The organism is Croceicoccus bisphenolivorans, from assembly GCF_001634625.1.
In the GTDB taxonomy this organism is placed as follows: Bacteria; Pseudomonadota; Alphaproteobacteria; order Sphingomonadales; family Sphingomonadaceae; genus Croceicoccus; species Croceicoccus bisphenolivorans.
In genome coordinates this window covers 26,028-41,926 of record NZ_LRSE01000001.1, presented here as the reverse complement: position 1 = coordinate 41,926, position 15,899 = coordinate 26,028, and the positions used below count along the sequence as shown (strand labels likewise).

Sequence of the window (15,899 nt, the reverse complement as noted above, 5' to 3'; positions counted from 1 at the left end):
GTTCTGCGCGCTTCGCAAGAACCCGTCCGGTCGGATCGGGGGGCAACGAATACTGCGGCGCCTTTTCGCTTCGCGGGGCAAAGGCGGCTGCTTGCGCGGCATGGGATCTGGCATAGGAAGGGGTGGTTCGTGAACATATACCGTTTCGCTCCTTCGGATCGGGCCCGGCGCAGTCCCTCGCATTTTTCCTTGGCGGGAAGGGCCATGTTGCGGGGTGGTTTTTCGGTCGATCTCGCCCTGCTACTTTTGCTGTTGGTCGCAGTGCTGGCCGGCGGCGGCGGTTCTCCTTCGCCGCTGGGGGAAACGGTAGTGATTCTCGCCGCTATCGCGATCGTCATTGGGCTGGCGTTCAGCACGAACGGTGAAATCGGACGGCCGGATCGAAGTGCGGTTGCACTCGCGCTGTTGCTGCCACTGCTGGCGGTTGTGCAGCTGGTCCCGCTTCCGCCGGAACAGGCGCTTTCGCTACCTATGCGTGAAGGTCTGCGCGCGGCACTGGGCGCGGCGGGTGCAGCAGACGCGTGGTGGCCGCTGAGCCTTGATTCGATGTCAACGCTCTGGGCGTTGCTCGCCCTCGTGCCGCCCATGGCCGCGTTCCTGCTGGCAACACTCGTGCCGCGCGACAGGTTCGCGCTTGTTCTGGTGGCAGTCGCGTTGCTTGCCCTGCTGTCGGCGATGCTTGGGTGGCTGCAACTGCTGTCCGGTGGCGGTTTTCAAATCCATCCGCGCAGCATCGATGCCGGGCCGGGCGGGCTGTTTGCCAACCAGAACAGCCAGGGTGATATGCTGCTGATCGGCATGTGTGCGATACTGGCCCTCTGGTTTGATAGTGCGCCGGGCAGAATGGCCGGTCGTGCTATGCCTGCCTCGCTGGTGGTGGGTGCGGTTAGCATTCTGGGGCTCTCGGTCGTGCTCACTGGATCGCGTGCGGCAATGGTACTGCTGGTCGTGCCCGTGATGCTCTATTGCGCGCTTTTCGCCCGCAAGCGGTGGGCTGTCCGTTCGAAGCGGGAGCGGTTGCTGATGGTCGCTACGCCCGCAATCCTGCTGGTCTGGCTGGCACTTATGTGCTGGCAAGTACCGGCGATGGGTGACGCGGTCGCGCGTTTCGGCATCGGTAGCGAGGCGCGGATCAGCGATATCTGGCCTGACAGTATCGTGCTGGCGGGTGCGGCATTTCCGTGGGGAACGGGGCTGGGGACGTTCGCCCATGTCTTCCCGCTGGTCGAGCGGCTGGAGGTTATCGATACGACGTACGCCAATCGGGCGCACTGCGATTACCTCGAATTCGTGATCGAGGCGGGGATATTCGCGGTCGCGGTTCTGGCCATTGGCCTGGTTACGGTTCTGCGCAGCGCATGGCGAAAGGCGCGCCATGGCATGAATGCCGCAGACCTTTGGGCCGGTTCGGCCCTTGCGATCGTCGCTGCCCATTCGCTCGTCGACTATCCGCTTCGTTCAATTTCGCTGGCCGTGATCGCGGCCATTGCGCTTGGCCGCTTCATCACGGATCAGGGGGATCATAGCCATGTCTAGGGCTGCATCTGCGCACAGTCGCGCTGCCTTTGCCGTCGCCTGCCTTGCCTCGCTGGGTGCCTGCCAATCGGTGCCCGATGCATCGATGGCGCGCGGGGACGTGGCTTATACCGCCATGGGGCAGCAGCGGTCGGCGGGCCACGTCGCCTATCGCATCGGCCCGTTCGACCGGCTGACGATTTCCGTCTTCAACGAACCGTCATTGTCCTTTGCCGATATCCCCGTCGATGCCGAGGGACAGTTCGAATATCCGTTGATCGGCACGGTCGCCGCCGCCGGCAGGACGAGCGAGGAGTTGACCGCCGATATCAAGCGCCGGCTGGACCGCGACCATTACAACGATGCCCGCGTGACGATCTTCGTCAACAGTTCGGCCAGCCAGTTCGTCACGGTCGAAGGCGCGGTTACGGAGCCGGGGCGTTACGAACTGCCCAACGGCCGGGCGACCCTGCTGGAGGTGATCGCACAGGCGAAAAGCCCAACGCGAACGGCCAAGCTGGATCAGGTGATGGTGTTCCGCATGGTAGAGGGGCAGCGCATGGGGGCGGTGTTCGATCTGGTCGATATCCGCACCGGCGCGGCAGACAATCCTGCCCTGCGCGGCGGAGACATCGTGGTGGTGAATAATTCCGCGGTGAAGGGCGCGTTCCGCGACTTCCTGCTGACGGCCCCGTTCTTCAACGTATTCCGGACGTTCTGAACATGAACAGCATATCATCGATCACGAATGCCATGCCGGACCGGAGCGGCTTTGATGCCATGGATAGCGTGCCGGTTCTGGACCTGCGGCGGATTGCCGGTGCGATATGGTTCCACAGGTGGCTGATCGCCGGTGTGACGGCGGGGTGCATCATGCTCGGGCTGGTGGCAACGATGCTGCTGACGCCAAGGTACACGGCATCGGCTAGCGTCCAGATCGATCAGGAAGAGCAGCAGATCCTGGAATCGCAGACCGAGCTTTCCGGTGCGGCGTGGCAGGATGCGGAACGGTTCCTGAAGACCCATGTCGATGTGCTGCGCAGCCGCCGGATGGCCAAACGCGTGGCCGGTGAATTGAAGCTGTTCGACAATGCGGACGATTTCTTCGCCAAGATGCAGGTGTCCCCTTCGCCTGCTGCCGCTGGAAAGGCGGCAAGGGATGAACTGGTGCTGCGCACGATTGCCGAAAATCTCGACATTCACCTTCCGGCTACCTCGCGGATCGTGACGGTCAGCTTCACCAGCCCCGATGCGGAATTTTCGGCGCGGTTCGCAAACGCCTTTGTCGCCAGTTACTTGCGATATAATGTGGATCGCAGGCTGGACAGCACGGCCTATGCCCGCGACTTCCTCTCGCGCCAGCTTGGCGAGGCGAGAGACCGGCTGGAAGCGGCAGAGCGGGATGCGAACGACTATGCCCGATCGGTCGGGCTGGTGCGCACGTCGCCCGGTGCTGCCGGTGTGCCCGATCTGTCGATCACGGCGGTGGACCTTGGCAACGACAACAACGCGCTGGCCGATGCCCGCAACCAGCGGATTGCCGCGCAGAGCAAATGGTCGCTCGTGGCCGGTGCGCCCGACATGGCCATCGGGGATGCGATTTCGAACCAGGCCATGCAGCAGTTGATCGCCAGCCGCGCGGAAGTCGATGCCGAGCTGCAGGCACAGCTCGCCGACAAGAAGCCGACCCATCCGGCGGTTGCTCCTCTGCGCAACCGGCTGGCCGAATACGATGCGCAGATCGCGAAGCTGGCGCAGGGTATTCGCCGTTCGGTCCGCGATGCCTATCTGATGGCCGGCAGGCGTGAGGCGGAGCTTCAGTCCCGCGTCAATTCGTTGAAAAACCAGACGCAGCGCGAACGTGACGATGCGGTGCAACTGAATACGCTGATGCGGGAGGTCGATACCAGCCGCCAGCTTTATGACGGGTTGTTGCAGCGTTATCGCGAGATGAGCGCGGAAGCGAACATCACCAGCAACAATGTGCAGCAGATCGACCATGCCATTGCCCCCATTCGCCCGTCTTCGCCGCGCCCGTTGCTGAACCTGGCGCTGGCCGCGCTGTTCGGACTGCTGCTTTCGGCGGGTATCGTGTTCCTGCGCGAACAGGCGGACGACCGGCTGAAAACACCCGGAGAGATCGAGGAAAGGCTCGGCCTGAAGCTGCTGGGCATCACACCAAGGTTGCGCGAAGGGCTGGATCCGGTGGAGGTTGTTTCGGAACCGGGGCAGCCGCTGGCAGAGGCATTCACGTCGCTGCGCACGGCGCTGTTCTTTGCAACGCCTGCCGGTCTTCCCCGAAAACTGCTGCTGTCTTCGACAGAGGCGGGAGAGGGCAAGTCCTCCACCGCCTATGGCATTGCCCGATCGATCGCCGAAAGCGGGCGCAAGGTGCTGCTGATCGATTGCGACCTGCGCCGCCCGTCCATCCATGCGATGCTGGGCATCCGGCAATCGCCGGGCCTGTCCGAAGTGCTGACCGGTCAGCTTGCCTGCACGGCAGCGGTCACGCCGACGGATATTCCCCAACTGTCCGTATTGACCAGCGGTGCGCGCCCGAATGTGCCGACCGATCTGCTGTCCTCTGCGCAGTTTGCCGAACTGCTGGTCAGGCTGGAGGCGAGTTATGACACGATCCTGCTCGACGGGCCGCCCGTCCTCGGCCTTGCGGATGCAGCCATTCTTGCCAGCCAGCCGGGCGTTGCAACGCTCTTCGTGGTAGAGGCCGGGCGAAGCCATCGCGGGGTGGTGAGGAATGCCGTGAAGCGTCTGTCGGACAACGGGGCCGGCATGATCGGCGCCGTGATGGCGCGGTTCGATTTCGCGCAGGCCCGGCGGCAGGGGATCGGCCACGAATACGGGAACGGCTACGCCTATTACGAATATGGCGCGTGACCGGCGCGGCAGGCTGATCGTGCCAAGGCTGCTGTCTTGCGCGGCGGCAATGGTAGTGGCGGGGCTTGCCGTTGCTGCGGGGGCGGACCGGGCGGGGCACCCGCTGGTCGATCGCGGTCCGTTCGCCCTATCGCGTTTCGCCAACAATCCTGACGCGGCAGGCGTGGCACCGCTGCGCATTGGAATGCTTACCTCGCTTGCCGTCGCACAGACCCGATCCGGCGATGGCGATGCTTCGGCAAAGACCTTCGCGGCGGCCAGTGCGTTGGGTTGGCGCGATCCTGCCGTGCAAGCGTGGGCGGCGGGGCAGGCGCTGGCATCCGGCCAGCCGGAGATCGCCAGCCTGCGCGCAGAGGCATTGCTGCGCGGCGATCCCGATGGCGACCTTGCCGTTGCGGTCATGACAGCCATTGCGGCTGATCGGGATGCGCGCATTTCCTTCATGGACCGGATGGCGCAGGAGCCAACTCTGGCTTCGACCGCGCTACGAACGATCCCGCGCTTTGCCGAAGACGCTCTGGACGATGGCGTGGCCTTGGTCGAAACGGCCATGGCCAGTGGAGTGCGGTTGGATGCGGCCAGTGCCGCTTTGGCCGGCAGCCGTATGGCGCAGCGCGATCTGCCTGCCGCCATGTCGCTTCAGGTCGCGCTCTACGGGATCGGAGGGCTTAACGATTTCGGTTTCTGGGCCAGAACTTTCGAGGCTGTTTCTGCGAGCGATGACGCGCGCAATCCGTTCGTGTGGACGCGGTCGGAAACGACCGGCGCACAGTTGGAATCGATAGCGGGCGGGGACGGTCAGGCTCGCCTTGCCGTGTCCGGCCTTGCCGGAAGGCCCGAGCATCTCGCCGGCATCATCACCATTGTCGGGCAGGAACGCTTCGAACTCGCATGGCAAGCCAGCCGCGCGGGCAATGGCGGGCCGGACCTCACACTTGATGCCACATGCGCGCAACCGGCTGCCGCGATCGAGAATGGCCGATTGGCCGGAAATGCATCGGGCTGGACCCGCACGGTGTCCGTGCCCACCCGATGCAAGGCTGTTCAGATCCGCGTTTTTGCGCCCGGAAACGGTGGTAACAGCCGGTGGCTGGCAAATCCGCGTGTCACGCCGCTGGACTGAATCTGCGTCGATCCGCGCGACCCGCCGATCCGATCTCCACCAGGCACATTCCGCTGGTCGCATAGCCGATCGCCAAGAGGGTGAACGCGGGCGAGAACGCTTCGATCGACAGGGTGTAGAGGTTCAGCGCGAAGAGCAGCATCAGCTTGGTGCGATCCGCCTCGCGCACGGCCGCGACCACCATGCCGACAAGCAGCGGCAGGTAACCGATCCCGAACATCGCGAAGTTCACGATGTGAAAATTATCCACCGGTTGCAGCCAGTTGGACCAGGCGGAATACTTCATCGGGAACGTCATACAACCAAGCCCGCAACCGGATAGCAGGGAGGCAGGAGAGCGGTCTTGCAGCATCAGGAACGGATATTGCCAGCTGCTTTCGATCCGTTGTTGAAAGCTGGCGAGAGAGGGCGTGATCGTATCGAACCGGATGGTGGAGGACAGGGCGACCAGCGCCAGCGGCAGGACGACGATGGCAAGCGATCCAAAGGCAAGCGCCCGATGCGCACCATGATCGCGCAGGCGTGCCAGAAGAAACGCTTCGGTCATCACATAGGCCACGGTGACCGATGCGACTGCAAGGGCCGTGCGGCTGGTGGTGACGTAACAAGCCACCACCACGGCGATCCCCAGCATGAGCGCTGTCAACGGCCGGACACTGCGATGAACCATCAGGTAGGTGAACACGGCGATGGCCGCAGCCGCCGTGGATTCGCCGGCGAACCCGCCGATCCGGTCGACAGCTTGAATGGTCCAGACCTTGTCGACCGCCTTCGTCACGCCGAATTGTTCGACCGAAAATCCTTGCCATGGAAATACGACCACGGTGTCGAGCCAGATTCCTGCCATCGTCAAAAGGCACGCGGCCAAAAGGATTGCGCGCACGCGCGGCATGGCCGCCAGGTTCACACCGGCAAGAAGCCATCCGGCATAGAGCGGCAAGATCATCTTGGTGGCGGAAGCCAGATAGGCTGGCGACGCATCCACCGTACCAGCCGCCACCAGTAGGGAGACCGGCAGAAGCGCAAGAGCGTAGAGAGCGAAAGCACTGCGGCGTCTCAGGCCGCATTCCACAGTAAATGCTACGAGTGCCGCACAGCCGATTACGTCCACAATGAACCATGCTTGCGGTATGCCCACCCAATCCAACGCCCAGCGCCACACCACTCCAAAGGTATCGCGCAGCAAATAGGCGATAGCGGCAAGGATGCCGATCGTGGTGGCGATGTCCGAACGACCCGCAATTCGCAAAGGCGGCATGGCTCGGTCCATGTTCATGGCATACGATTTTCCCATAACCTGCTGCTAGACTGCCGAAACTATCGGGGCCAGACCGGTTTGATCCGGCCCCGATCATTTACCAGTTGGCGACGGTGCCGTTGCCCTGTGGCCCGGATCGCAGCGGCGGCATGGCGCGCAGGCTGACCAGCGCATCAGCATCGGCAGAGGCGTGGGCACGGGCAGGCGGCATGGCGATGCGTGCCCTGTCCGCCCAGATGCGCGCGCGTTCGTTCGCCATGATGGCCGCCGGCGTGGTGCCGCCGCCCGCTACGAGATCGCCGCGATCGTCTTTGATGCGGGTTCCGGCAAGCCATGTCAGCGTATCGCCGATGCAGCGCACGCTGCCGCCATTCGTACGCCCGAACTCGCCGGCAAGATCGGCACCCACCACGTCCTGATGCGTGGTGAAGCTGTTGCAGCTTTGCGCGCTGCCCCGTCCGCAGAGCACGGCGCGGCAATTCACCGTGACGAAATGGGATTCGCTGCCCGATAGGGACTCGTTGCTGGCCGAAAAACCGTCCTTGCTGTTGTTGCTGGCATCGCAATCCACGAACAGCGCAAGGCCATGCAGATCCGCGATCAGGGTGCCATTGCTGTTCGCCGCCGCACCACCGCAGTAGGAGAAGGTGCTGCGCTCGACGACAACGGCTTTCATCGATGCAGGCTTGCTTGTCGGCTGATAATGAAACGCCGCACCGTCGCTGCCGCCCATCGTGTCGAAGCCCGAGATGCTGTCGCCCGCGCCGACGAAGATGCTCACCGGCGTATCGAACCGCCACGATCCGCCAGACGAGCGCAACACGCGGGTGTTGGCATTTGTGACGGGCAGGCCATCGGCGCGGTTGATGTAGATCTTGCCGCTTTGCAATGTCCAACTGCCCGGAATCCGGTTGCAGGTCGCGGCATCGGTCACGCGCTGCAGGTTGGGGAAGAAGCCGTCGGCGTCGTGTCGCACCCTGTCGATGACGCGGTCCACGTTGCCGAGGGTGTAGCTGTAACAGTTCTGGTAAGTGGCATCGATCGACGAGGCGGGGAAATCGTCCCAAGTTCCGGTGATCACGCGCCCGCCGGTCGCAACGAATGCGATATCGACGCTTGGGCGCAAAGACAGGAACTGGGACGGATTGTACGGTTTGCCGTATTCCCCCGCCTTGATCATGATTGCCGCAGGCTGACCGCTTGCATTGGCAACGGCAACCGCTTTCCAGATCGAGCGATAGGGCTTGTTCTCCGTGCCGTCGCCGGTGGAATCGTTGCCGTTGGGAGAGACGTGATACGTGTTCGCCGGGGCCGACCGGGCGGTCGAAAACAGGTCGAAAATCTCTGCCGCGGTCTTGTCCAGCGTCGCGACCGCGCCATCGGCGTGATGCACCAGACCGACCTGCGGCACATATTGCGCGACCGACCATGCGTTTGCCCATTCCGCCGGCGGTGTGGCAGGTGTTTCCACCAATCCCGTCGGCACCGCCATCGTTGCCAGAGAGGAGCGGCTGATGCCGCCGATTGATCCGCTATGGTGCATGTTCAGGCCTCCGCGATGAGGTTGGCCGCAGTGGTGCCCGTAGCGCGCACGTGGCTGGCGCGCACCGCGATATAACTGGCGTCGGGAAGGTTGCGGTAAGTCACGTCCTGCGCGCCATCGATGCCGCGCAAGGTAACGTCACCTCCGATCCCGACGTAGATGCCCTTCGGAACCGTGGGCAAAGCTGCGATATCGCTGGGCACGATGGTGAAGGGTGAGCGGGACGGCGAAAAGGCGCTGTCCTGAAATGACTCGAAACGATCCATGTTCTTGCTCCGTTCTGTTGGAGCATGGTCCTTATGCACAAAACGGATGTGTAGGAAAATGAAAACCGGCGGGGCCCTTATGGCGCAGGAAAGACTGTCTTCACCCGATAGTAGGCAGACCCCGCCACAGGGTTGGAACCGGCATGGGGATATAGTCGTGGATGCGGGGCAACTGCCTGAATTGCGGGATCTTGCCAATCGCCGTTTCAGGCAGGTGGCTATCGTTTTTCACTGGCTGGTCCAGATGCGCGGCGGCGAACGCGTGCTGGAACGGATGCTGGACCTGTTTCCGAATGCCGATATCTTCACCCACGTCTATCGCCCGGAACGGATTTCGCCGAAGATCCGGGCGCGGAATGTGCGCACTACTTTCATCAACCGACTTCCCGCAGCGGACCGGCACTACCAGAAATACCTGCCCCTGATGCCACATGCGCTGGAGGAGCTGGACCTGCGCGGTTACGACCTCGTCATCTCGAACGAGGCGGGGCCGACGAAGGGGGTGATTGCCGCGCCCGATGCGCTGCATGTCTGCTATGCCCATTCGCCGATGCGGTACTTGTGGGATCACTACCATGAATACCGCGCTTCGGCAGGGGTGCTGTCTCGCGCGGCCATGTCGCTCACCTTTCCCGCGCTGCGCCGCTGGGATGTTACTTCGGCGGCGCGGGTGGACCGGATCATGGCCAATTCGCGCTTCGTGAGTCAGCGGATCGAAAAGTACTGGCGCCGTTCGGCCGAGGTCGTGCATCCGCCGGTGTCCGTCGCCGATTTCAGGCCTTCGCCCGATGCGTCGGGGCGCTATCTCTGGGTATCCCAGATGACGCGCTACAAACGGCCCGATCTTGCGGTGGAGGCGTTCAATCGCACCGGCCTTCCGCTGCTGATGGTCGGCGACGGAGAGATGCATGACGAAATCCGGCGCAAGGCGGGGCCGAACATAGAGGTTATCCGCCGCCTGAACTTCGATGGCCTGCGCGATGCCTATGCAAAGGCGCGCGGCCTTGTCTTCACGGCGGAAGAGGATTTCGGCATCGTTCCGGTGGAAGCGATGGCGTCGGGCCGCCCTGTCCTCGCACTGGGGCGGGGCGGGGCGCTCGATACCGTTTCGCCCGGTGTCAGCGGGTTGTTCTATGACGCGCAGGATGTCGAAGCGCTGGAGGCGGGCATAGAACGGTTCGAACAGTGGCTGCCATCGTTCGATCCGTCTGCCGCCGTTGCACACGCCGCCAAATTCGCGCCGGAAGTGTTCGACCGGCGCTTCTGCGAAGTCATTCTTGCGAGCTGAGCACTTGGTCGATCAGCGCGGAAAGCTTGTCGGCAGACCTGTCCCACGAATAGCGGGCGGCTTGCGCATGTCCGCTGGCAATCAGACCGGTGCGCAAGGCGGGGTCATCCATGACGCGGGTCATTGCCGCTGTCATGGCGGCCGGATCGTGCGGATCGACAAGGATTGCCGCATCCCCGCACACTTCGGGAAGAGCGGAGGCATCGGCTGCGATGACCGGAGTGCCCAGCGCCATCGCCTCGATCGCGGGAATGCCGAATCCTTCGAGCAGGGAGGGCATGAGGATAACCGCCGCCTGTTCGATGACGGCACGCAGGGCTTCGTCCGAAATGCGGGGCAGACGGTGGATCCGCGGGTGCGCCTTTGCCGCACCGCCATCCGCGAAAATGCGCGCATCGCTACCGCCGACGATGACGAGATCGAACGACGGGTCGGGAATAGCGGAATAGGCGGCAAGGGCCGTGCCGAAATTCTTGTTGGGGTTCGCACTGCCGACACACAGCACATAGGGCCGTTCTGTAATCCCGAGGCTGGCAGGCGCTTGCCGGTCGGGCATGACGGACAGGATATGATCTGCCGCATTGGGAATGACAGCGATGGACGCGGGATCGAGATCGTATGCTTTCGCGATTTCGCGGGCAGACCAGTGCGAGACGGTGCAGATCTTTGCCCGCCGCGCGAGCAGGGTATGGATCGCGCGGTAGGTCCACCGGAACTTGCGCGAGTAGCCATCGGCACCGATCAGGTAATTGACGTCGTGGATCATCACGATCTGGCGAGAGAAGGCGACCGGCCCCGTCCCGCCAAGGCCCAGCAGCCAGTCATCGCGCCCGGCAAGACGTGGCAGGGCCAGTTGTTCCCATGCGTGCCCGCGCAGTCTGCCATCGGAGGGCACGCGGACGGGAATATCGTAGGTCGCTGCCGGTTCATCCGGCGCGACCGCCGCGATGTCGCTGCGCATCGCAAGCAATCTTCGGCCCAGCTCGTAAGCGGCGCGTTGCACACCGGTCATCGGCTGGCCGGTGAAACGGGCATTCAGGATGATCAAGCGGCCCCCTTCCGCACACTATCGGCGGATCCGGTATCAGGGGGTAGTCGGAAACATAATCCCTATCAAGGACTTGCAGGCCGATGTGGGTAAATGGTGGCAAGATCGCGCTGATCCGGCTCGCCACGCTGGCGATGCGTCTGGCGCTAACCGTTTACGTCACCGGCATGCTTGGCCTTGCCGCACTGGGGCAGTTCGGGATCGTGCTGGGCCTTGCCGCATTCGTGCCTGCGGCCGTGGGCATGGGGCTGAATTTTCATCTGTGCCGCGAAATCGTGGGCGGAGACGCTGCCGATCGCATTGCCACCATCCGTGACAGGATGCGCTGGACATGCACCATGCTGGCGGCCGCAAGCGCGATTGCCCTGCCGGTCTGGTGGTATTTCGCGGGGCCGCCGACGGTCATGATCCTGCTCGCGGCGGCGACCCTCTGGCTGGAGGCGCTGGCGATGGACATCTACCTCGCGATGACCGGCCTGAGGGAAAACGTGCTTGCCAATATCGGCGTCGCCCTGCGCAGCGCGGCCTGGGTGCCGATTGCGATCGGTGTCGGCCTGTTGTGGCCTGAGTTGCGCAGCCTCGAAACGATCCTTGCGTGCTGGATCGTCGGGCATCTGGCCAATCTCTCCATGCTTGCGGCGATCATGGCCCGTCGTGGCTATGGACGGAGATGGCGGAGCGATGCGCCGACGGGGTGGGTGCGCGGCTCTCTGGCCAAGGGAGTGCAGGTATGGCCGAGCGATATTGCGCTCGTCCTCATAACCTTTGGCGATCGCTTCATCCTGTCGGCCACGGTCAGCGATGATGCGGTGGGCCTCTACGTATTTTACTGGACTTTTGCGAACATGATCCAGACGCTGGCGCAATCCGCGATCGTCACGCCCGCCCTGCCGCGACTGGTGGAACAATACGGGGCAGACCGCGGGCAATGGATGGTAAGCGTCCGGCGGCTAGGCATTGCAATCCCGCTGGCCGGCATCGCCATGGCAGCGGGTATTCTGACCGTCATCTGGCTGGGTCACCGGTTCGTGCCGCAGGCCGGATTCCCGTGGCAGGCGTTGATCGCCGTGCTGGTTTTCGCCGCCGTGATCGCGCGGTTCGCGGGCGATTTCCTGTCGACCGTGCTCAACAGCGCGGGCGCCGTGCGCAGCTATACCCTGCTCAACACGGGCTTTGCGGCAGCCCTGATGCTGGCCATCGGGGCAGGGGCGCTTGGCGCGGGGATCGAGGGCGCGGCGGTGGCCAGCCTTTTGACCGCTCTGCTGTTCAACGCGCTCAAGCTGGCTGCAATAGTGCGTCTGCGATCCTAGGTTTCGTCCGGCGCGCTTGCCTTGATCGCAAGGGCGTGGACGCGCTGGCCGGGAATGTCGCCAAGCGCGCGGTTCACCATGCGCTGGCGTTCCAGCCGCGATACGCCGGCAAAGGCATCGGCAACGATTGTGACAGTGAAGTGCGATTCGCCAGTGCCATCGTCGCCGGTATGCCCGCGATGGCTGGCGCTGTCGTTCGAAACGAGGAGCGATTGCGGCGCGAACGCTGTTTCGAGAATCTGGCGGATTTCGGCTTCCACGGGGCCGGGAGTGCTGTTCATGCGGCTCGATATGGCGGCAAGGGGTTACATTTGCAAAGGTGATCCCTAATCTTTGCGGCAATGCGACATGACAGGTTTCACGGACGGTTCGAAAGCAAGGGGCGCGGGTGTGAAGCGCCGGGATGCGACGAATCGGGAGAATTCCGCGCACCCGGATCGCGCGGTAGCAGTTTTGACGGCCCCGGCGAATGGCGCTGGTTCTGTCTTGAACACGTTCGCGCCTTCAACGCCGGATACGATTTCTTCGACGGGATGAGCGCGGACGAGATCCTTGACGCCCAGTCGCCGGTGTTCGGCTGGCGCAACCAGTCGCGCGTCTATTCGGGCATGGGTGGCGATGGTCCGCGCTGGGCGGATTTCGACGATCCTCTCGACGCGATTTCGGCGCGTGCGAAAAACATCCGTGGCGACCGGGAACGGCAATGGCAGCAGGATGCCGAAGCGCGCCAGCGCGGGCTGGATGCAGTCGATCGCCGCGCGCTTGATGAACTGGGACTGGGCTACGATGCGGACCGTCCGGCGCTACGGCGGCGGTATTCGGAACTGGTCCGCCGCTACCACCCCGACCGCAACGGTGGAGACCGCACGCATGAAGCGCGCCTGCAGCGCGTTGTCGATGCGTACCAGCACCTGCGAAAGGCGCGACGTTTCGCCTGATCAGAGCCCGCGTAGAGCGCGATAACGGGCGGCGCGCGCTTCGCCGAACAGCGCGTCGTAATCCGTCTGGCTGTAGAAGACCTCGCGCACGTTTGCCTGTTCGGCAATGACGACCCACGGCTGCTTGCTGCGGGTGAAAATGTGGATGTCGGGCGCGAATGCGTCCGGATTGTCGAGCGTCCCGATCCGGACGAACGAACCCTTCTCGCCCATGCCGCCATAGTGGCTCCACAACGCGACCTGACATTGCGGGCACCGCGCGATGAACTGTCCCTTGCCGCTGTCGGACGGGGTTTCCACCCGCACCGGCTCTCCGGCAAGGATAGTCAGTCGATCTGCCTCGATCAGGCCGTTGAGGGCAAAGGCGCTGCCGCTTTCGCGCTGGCAGGTGCGGCAATGGCAGCAATGGACTGCGAAGGGTTCGTCATCCAGCCGGTAACGGACATGACCGCACTGGCATCCGCCTTCGTATCTGGCCCCTTCGTAACCTGCGCCGTCGTAACCGGACACCTCAGCCGCCCTCGCACAGTGCCGCGAACTGGTCGGCCACCGCGCTCCAGCCCTGTTCGAAGCCCATTTCCTTGTGCTGGGCCATTGTCTCCTCGCTCCAGTGGCGGGCCCATGCGGTATAGCGGGTACCTTCGCCTTCGGGCGTGACTTCCCAGCCGCCGATCATGAATGCTTCGGACGGCACGTATCCGTCGCCATTTCGAACGACGGCGTCGGTTACGACGAACCGCGCGCCATCCACCCAGTCGAGGTAGATCCCGTCTTGCGGCATCCTCTCTCCATCGGGGCCGAGCATGACCATGGCCGAACGCCCGCCGGGGCGGCGTTGCTGCTCCACGATCTCCACCCGCCACGGGGCAGGGCACCACCACTCCTCCTGCCGGTTGACGAGGACGTCCCAGCATTTTTCGGGTGGAGCGGCAACCAGGCGGGTGACTTTCAGTTCATGCATCGGCGGCTCCTTCAATCCCGATCGGGCGCGCCAAGCGGGAAGAGATGGCGATAGGGATAGGCCGCATCGACACAGCGTACCACTTCGGGAAGGGAGAGCAGGCGGGCGCGCAGGGCGCGAAGATCGGGGCAGTTCGCGCCAATTTCCTCCACCCAGTCGGCATAGAACAGTGCGGGCGCCGCAGCGCATTCGACCAGCGTGAGCCGTCCACGGCAAAGGGCATCGGCACGCGGTTCAAGCCATGCGTAGACCCGGCGCAGCTTTTCCCTCGCTTCGTCCTGTCGCGCCTTGTCGGGCGCATCGGGGCTGCGGATCTGCTCGTCCACGGCCACCTGCATCACGTTCATGACGTAGTTGTCGAAAACGCGGTCCATCTGCCGCAGCTTTTCCGCCCGGCCTGACGGGAGCAGACCGCTGGCCTGCTGGTGATGGGCGGCCAGATGTTCGATGATGGATGTCGCTTCGAACACCACGGTGCCGGCATCGTCCAGCACGGGAAATTTGCCGAACGGCCCGCCATTCTCTGCCACGAAGGCGAGATTGTCGGGGTGGCCCGGATCCAGCATGTGGAACTTGTAATCCAGATCCGCGGCGTGAAGCGCGATCTGCGCCTTCCAGGTATAGGACGAGAACGGGTGTCCGTAGAGTTCGATCATGCCTTGCGTGCCCTCTCTATGGTGGCGATGTCTATTTTCTGCATCGTCATCATTGCGCCGAACACGCGCTCTCGTACAGCAGGATCTGGATCGGCCATGCCGTCGGTCAGCTGGACAGGCGTGATCTGCCACGAAAAGCCCCACTTGTCCTTGCACCAGCCGCAATCGGAAGCCTGCCCGCCATTGTCGATTATGGCATTCCAGTAGCGGTCGGTTTCTTCCTGCGTAGTGGTGGCGACTTGAAACGAAAAGCTTTCGTTCGGCGTGAACTGCGGCCCGCCGTTGAGGCCGATGCAGGGAATGCCGAGAACGGTGAACTGCACCGTCAGTGCGTCGCCCGCCTTGCCGCCGGGAAAATCGCCGGGTGCACGGAACACTTCGCCAACCGCGCTGTCCGGAAAGGTTTCGGCATAGAACTGCGCGGCTTCCTCGGCCTTTCCGTCATACCACAGGCAGAGCGTGACCGGCGCGGTCATGCCGGGGCCCCGATGTCATCCATCTTCTTGCCGGTGCGATAGGCGGCGCGGCCGCGTAGCCGTTCGGCATAGGCCACGAATTCCGGACGCTCAGGCATTGTCTTGAAGGCCAGCCCCCAGTCGACAGTACTGCCGACATAGACATCGGCCATCGTGAACCGGTTGCCGCAGACATAGTCGTTCTGTCCCAGCCACCAGGCCAGCGTATCGACCGCGCGGTCATAGTTGCCGAAGCCGGCCATGCCTTCCTGTTCGGCCGTCGGCGCAAAGCCCATCGCCTTGCTGGTTACGGCATGTTCGATTGGTCCGGCGGCAAAGAACAACCAGCGGAAATAGTCGGCCTTTTCCGCATCGGTCGGCAACAGGCCGGCCTCTGGATATATCTCGGCAAGGTAGTGGCAGATCGCCGCAGATTCGCTGACCACGTGGTCGCCGTCGGCGGCGTGATGGATAATCGTGGGGATCTTGCCCATCGGGTTGGCATCCATCAGCGCTTGCGGCTTTGCCTGCCAGTCGACCGGCACGACTTCGTAGTCCGCGCCCACTTCCTCAAGCGCCCATCGCGCGATCTGGCCACGGCTCATCGGATTGTGAAAGAAGGTAATTGCGGGCATCGTATATC

At 63.5% G+C, this 15,899-nt stretch carries 17 protein-coding genes; 7 read left to right on the top strand and 10 right to left on the bottom strand.

Annotated elements, in window-relative coordinates; genetic code table 11:
* Nucleotides 1–204 precede the first annotated feature (204 nt).
* From A7A77_RS00230 to A7A77_RS00215, 4 genes are read left to right on the top strand one after another with little or no spacing between them, the layout of a single operon-like run.
* Complete coding sequence (locus tag A7A77_RS00230; RefSeq protein ID WP_066552003.1) at nucleotides 205–1,536, top strand: O-antigen ligase family protein; 1,332 nt, start codon at nucleotides 205–207, stop codon at nucleotides 1,534–1,536.
* A complete protein-coding gene (locus A7A77_RS00225) occupies nucleotides 1,529–2,236 on the top strand; it encodes a polysaccharide biosynthesis/export family protein (RefSeq protein WP_066552001.1) in 708 nt (235 codons plus the stop codon). Before A7A77_RS00230 ends, A7A77_RS00225 begins: the two co-directional genes overlap by 8 nt.
* A gap of 2 nt (nucleotides 2,237–2,238) precedes the next feature.
* Entirely contained in the window at nucleotides 2,239–4,410 is a 2,172-nt protein-coding gene (locus tag A7A77_RS00220; RefSeq protein ID WP_066551999.1) for a GumC family protein, read from the top strand.
* Nucleotides 4,400–5,533 (top strand): hypothetical protein, encoded by a 1,134-nt coding sequence (locus A7A77_RS00215; protein ID WP_066551997.1) that lies wholly within the window; start codon nucleotides 4,400–4,402, stop codon nucleotides 5,531–5,533. The genes A7A77_RS00220 and A7A77_RS00215 overlap by 11 nt, the downstream gene beginning before the upstream one ends.
* Here the strand turns inward: A7A77_RS00215 and A7A77_RS00210 are convergent.
* The 3 genes from A7A77_RS00210 to A7A77_RS00200 form a co-directional block, all read right to left on the bottom strand.
* Nucleotides 5,517–6,809 carry a hypothetical protein gene (locus A7A77_RS00210; RefSeq protein ID WP_156500277.1) on the bottom strand — a complete coding sequence of 431 codons (1,293 nt, stop codon included), beginning with the start codon at nucleotides 6,807–6,809 and terminating at the stop codon, nucleotides 5,517–5,519. The genes A7A77_RS00215 and A7A77_RS00210 overlap by 17 nt on opposite strands.
* Nucleotides 6,810–6,888: 79 nt before the next feature.
* Nucleotides 6,889–8,334, bottom strand: a complete 1,446-nt coding sequence (locus A7A77_RS00205; RefSeq protein ID WP_066551995.1) for a DUF1565 domain-containing protein — start codon at nucleotides 8,332–8,334, stop codon at nucleotides 6,889–6,891.
* Between the two features lie 2 nt (nucleotides 8,335–8,336).
* The gene (locus A7A77_RS00200; protein WP_066551993.1) at nucleotides 8,337–8,600 is read right to left on the bottom strand and encodes a spike base protein, RCAP_Rcc01079 family; all 264 of its coding nucleotides are present in this window, start codon (nucleotides 8,598–8,600) and stop codon (nucleotides 8,337–8,339) included.
* A 214-nt stretch (nucleotides 8,601–8,814) separates the two neighbouring features.
* Between A7A77_RS00200 and A7A77_RS00195 the strand changes: the two genes are divergently transcribed.
* Entirely contained in the window at nucleotides 8,815–9,888 is a 1,074-nt protein-coding gene (locus A7A77_RS00195) for a glycosyltransferase (RefSeq protein ID WP_245638333.1), read from the top strand.
* Here A7A77_RS00195 and A7A77_RS00190 read toward each other — a convergent pair.
* Entirely contained in the window at nucleotides 9,872–10,936 is a 1,065-nt protein-coding gene (locus tag A7A77_RS00190) for a glycosyltransferase family 4 protein (RefSeq protein ID WP_066551992.1), read from the bottom strand. The genes A7A77_RS00195 and A7A77_RS00190 overlap by 17 nt on opposite strands.
* Before the next feature lie 83 nt (nucleotides 10,937–11,019).
* On the opposite strand from A7A77_RS00190, the gene A7A77_RS00185 reads away from it, so the two are divergent.
* Complete coding sequence (locus A7A77_RS00185) at nucleotides 11,020–12,246, top strand: oligosaccharide flippase family protein (RefSeq protein WP_066551988.1); 1,227 nt, start codon at nucleotides 11,020–11,022, stop codon at nucleotides 12,244–12,246.
* On the opposite strand, the gene A7A77_RS00180 is transcribed toward A7A77_RS00185, so the two are convergent.
* On the bottom strand, nucleotides 12,243–12,527 hold the full coding sequence (locus A7A77_RS00180; protein ID WP_066551984.1) for a BolA family protein: 285 nt from the start codon (nucleotides 12,525–12,527) through the stop codon (nucleotides 12,243–12,245). The two genes, A7A77_RS00185 and A7A77_RS00180, sit on opposite strands and share 4 nt — an antisense overlap.
* Nucleotides 12,528–12,587: 60 nt before the next feature.
* Here A7A77_RS00180 and A7A77_RS00175 point away from each other — a divergent pair, with 60 nt between their 5' ends.
* On the top strand, nucleotides 12,588–13,184 hold the full coding sequence (locus A7A77_RS00175) for a J domain-containing protein (protein ID WP_066551982.1): 597 nt from the start codon (nucleotides 12,588–12,590) through the stop codon (nucleotides 13,182–13,184).
* Here A7A77_RS00175 and A7A77_RS00170 read toward each other — a convergent pair whose 3' ends face one another.
* The 5 genes from A7A77_RS00170 to A7A77_RS00150 are packed head-to-tail and all read right to left on the bottom strand — an operon-like array spanning nucleotide 13,185 to nucleotide 15,891.
* Entirely contained in the window at nucleotides 13,185–13,694 is a 510-nt protein-coding gene (locus tag A7A77_RS00170; protein WP_066551981.1) for a GFA family protein, read from the bottom strand.
* A 1-nt stretch (nucleotide 13,695) separates the two neighbouring features.
* Nucleotides 13,696–14,145: an SRPBCC domain-containing protein gene (locus A7A77_RS00165; protein ID WP_066552500.1), complete on the bottom strand. Its 450-nt coding sequence runs from the start codon at nucleotides 14,143–14,145 to the stop codon at nucleotides 13,696–13,698.
* 11 nt (nucleotides 14,146–14,156) lie between these two features.
* Complete coding sequence (locus A7A77_RS00160; RefSeq protein WP_066551980.1) at nucleotides 14,157–14,801, bottom strand: glutathione S-transferase family protein; 645 nt, start codon at nucleotides 14,799–14,801, stop codon at nucleotides 14,157–14,159.
* Nucleotides 14,798–15,277, bottom strand: a complete 480-nt coding sequence (locus tag A7A77_RS00155) for a VOC family protein (RefSeq protein WP_066551979.1) — start codon at nucleotides 15,275–15,277, stop codon at nucleotides 14,798–14,800. Before A7A77_RS00155 ends, A7A77_RS00160 begins: the two co-directional genes overlap by 4 nt.
* Nucleotides 15,274–15,891 (bottom strand): glutathione S-transferase family protein, encoded by a 618-nt coding sequence (locus A7A77_RS00150; protein WP_066551974.1) that lies wholly within the window; start codon nucleotides 15,889–15,891, stop codon nucleotides 15,274–15,276. The genes A7A77_RS00155 and A7A77_RS00150 overlap by 4 nt, the downstream gene beginning before the upstream one ends.
* Between the last annotated feature and the right edge of the window lie 8 nt (nucleotides 15,892–15,899).

Excerpts from the sequence above, each read along its gene's own strand:
- A7A77_RS00230 (WP_066552003.1), top strand. The coding sequence starts at position 205 with ATGTTGCGGGGTGGTTTTTCGGTCGATCTCGCCCTGCTACTTTTGCTG.
- A7A77_RS00225 (WP_066552001.1), top strand. The coding sequence starts at position 1,529 with ATGTCTAGGGCTGCATCTGCGCACAGTCGCGCTGCCTTTGCCGTCGCC.
- A7A77_RS00220 (WP_066551999.1), top strand. The coding sequence starts at position 2,239 with ATGAACAGCATATCATCGATCACGAATGCCATGCCGGACCGGAGCGGC.
- A7A77_RS00215 (WP_066551997.1), top strand. The coding sequence starts at position 4,400 with ATGGCGCGTGACCGGCGCGGCAGGCTGATCGTGCCAAGGCTGCTGTCT.
- A7A77_RS00210 (WP_156500277.1), bottom strand. The coding sequence starts at position 6,809 with ATGAACATGGACCGAGCCATGCCGCCTTTGCGAATTGCGGGTCGTTCG.
- A7A77_RS00205 (WP_066551995.1), bottom strand. The coding sequence starts at position 8,334 with ATGCACCATAGCGGATCAATCGGCGGCATCAGCCGCTCCTCTCTGGCA.
- A7A77_RS00200 (WP_066551993.1), bottom strand. The coding sequence starts at position 8,600 with ATGGATCGTTTCGAGTCATTTCAGGACAGCGCCTTTTCGCCGTCCCGC.
- A7A77_RS00185 (WP_066551988.1), top strand. The coding sequence starts at position 11,020 with ATGTGGGTAAATGGTGGCAAGATCGCGCTGATCCGGCTCGCCACGCTG.
- A7A77_RS00180 (WP_066551984.1), bottom strand. The coding sequence starts at position 12,527 with ATGAACAGCACTCCCGGCCCCGTGGAAGCCGAAATCCGCCAGATTCTC.
- A7A77_RS00175 (WP_066551982.1), top strand. The coding sequence starts at position 12,588 with ATGCGACATGACAGGTTTCACGGACGGTTCGAAAGCAAGGGGCGCGGG.
- A7A77_RS00165 (WP_066552500.1), bottom strand. The coding sequence starts at position 14,145 with ATGCATGAACTGAAAGTCACCCGCCTGGTTGCCGCTCCACCCGAAAAA.
- A7A77_RS00160 (WP_066551980.1), bottom strand. The coding sequence starts at position 14,801 with ATGATCGAACTCTACGGACACCCGTTCTCGTCCTATACCTGGAAGGCG.
- A7A77_RS00155 (WP_066551979.1), bottom strand. The coding sequence starts at position 15,277 with ATGACCGCGCCGGTCACGCTCTGCCTGTGGTATGACGGAAAGGCCGAG.
- A7A77_RS00150 (WP_066551974.1), bottom strand. The coding sequence starts at position 15,891 with ATGCCCGCAATTACCTTCTTTCACAATCCGATGAGCCGTGGCCAGATC.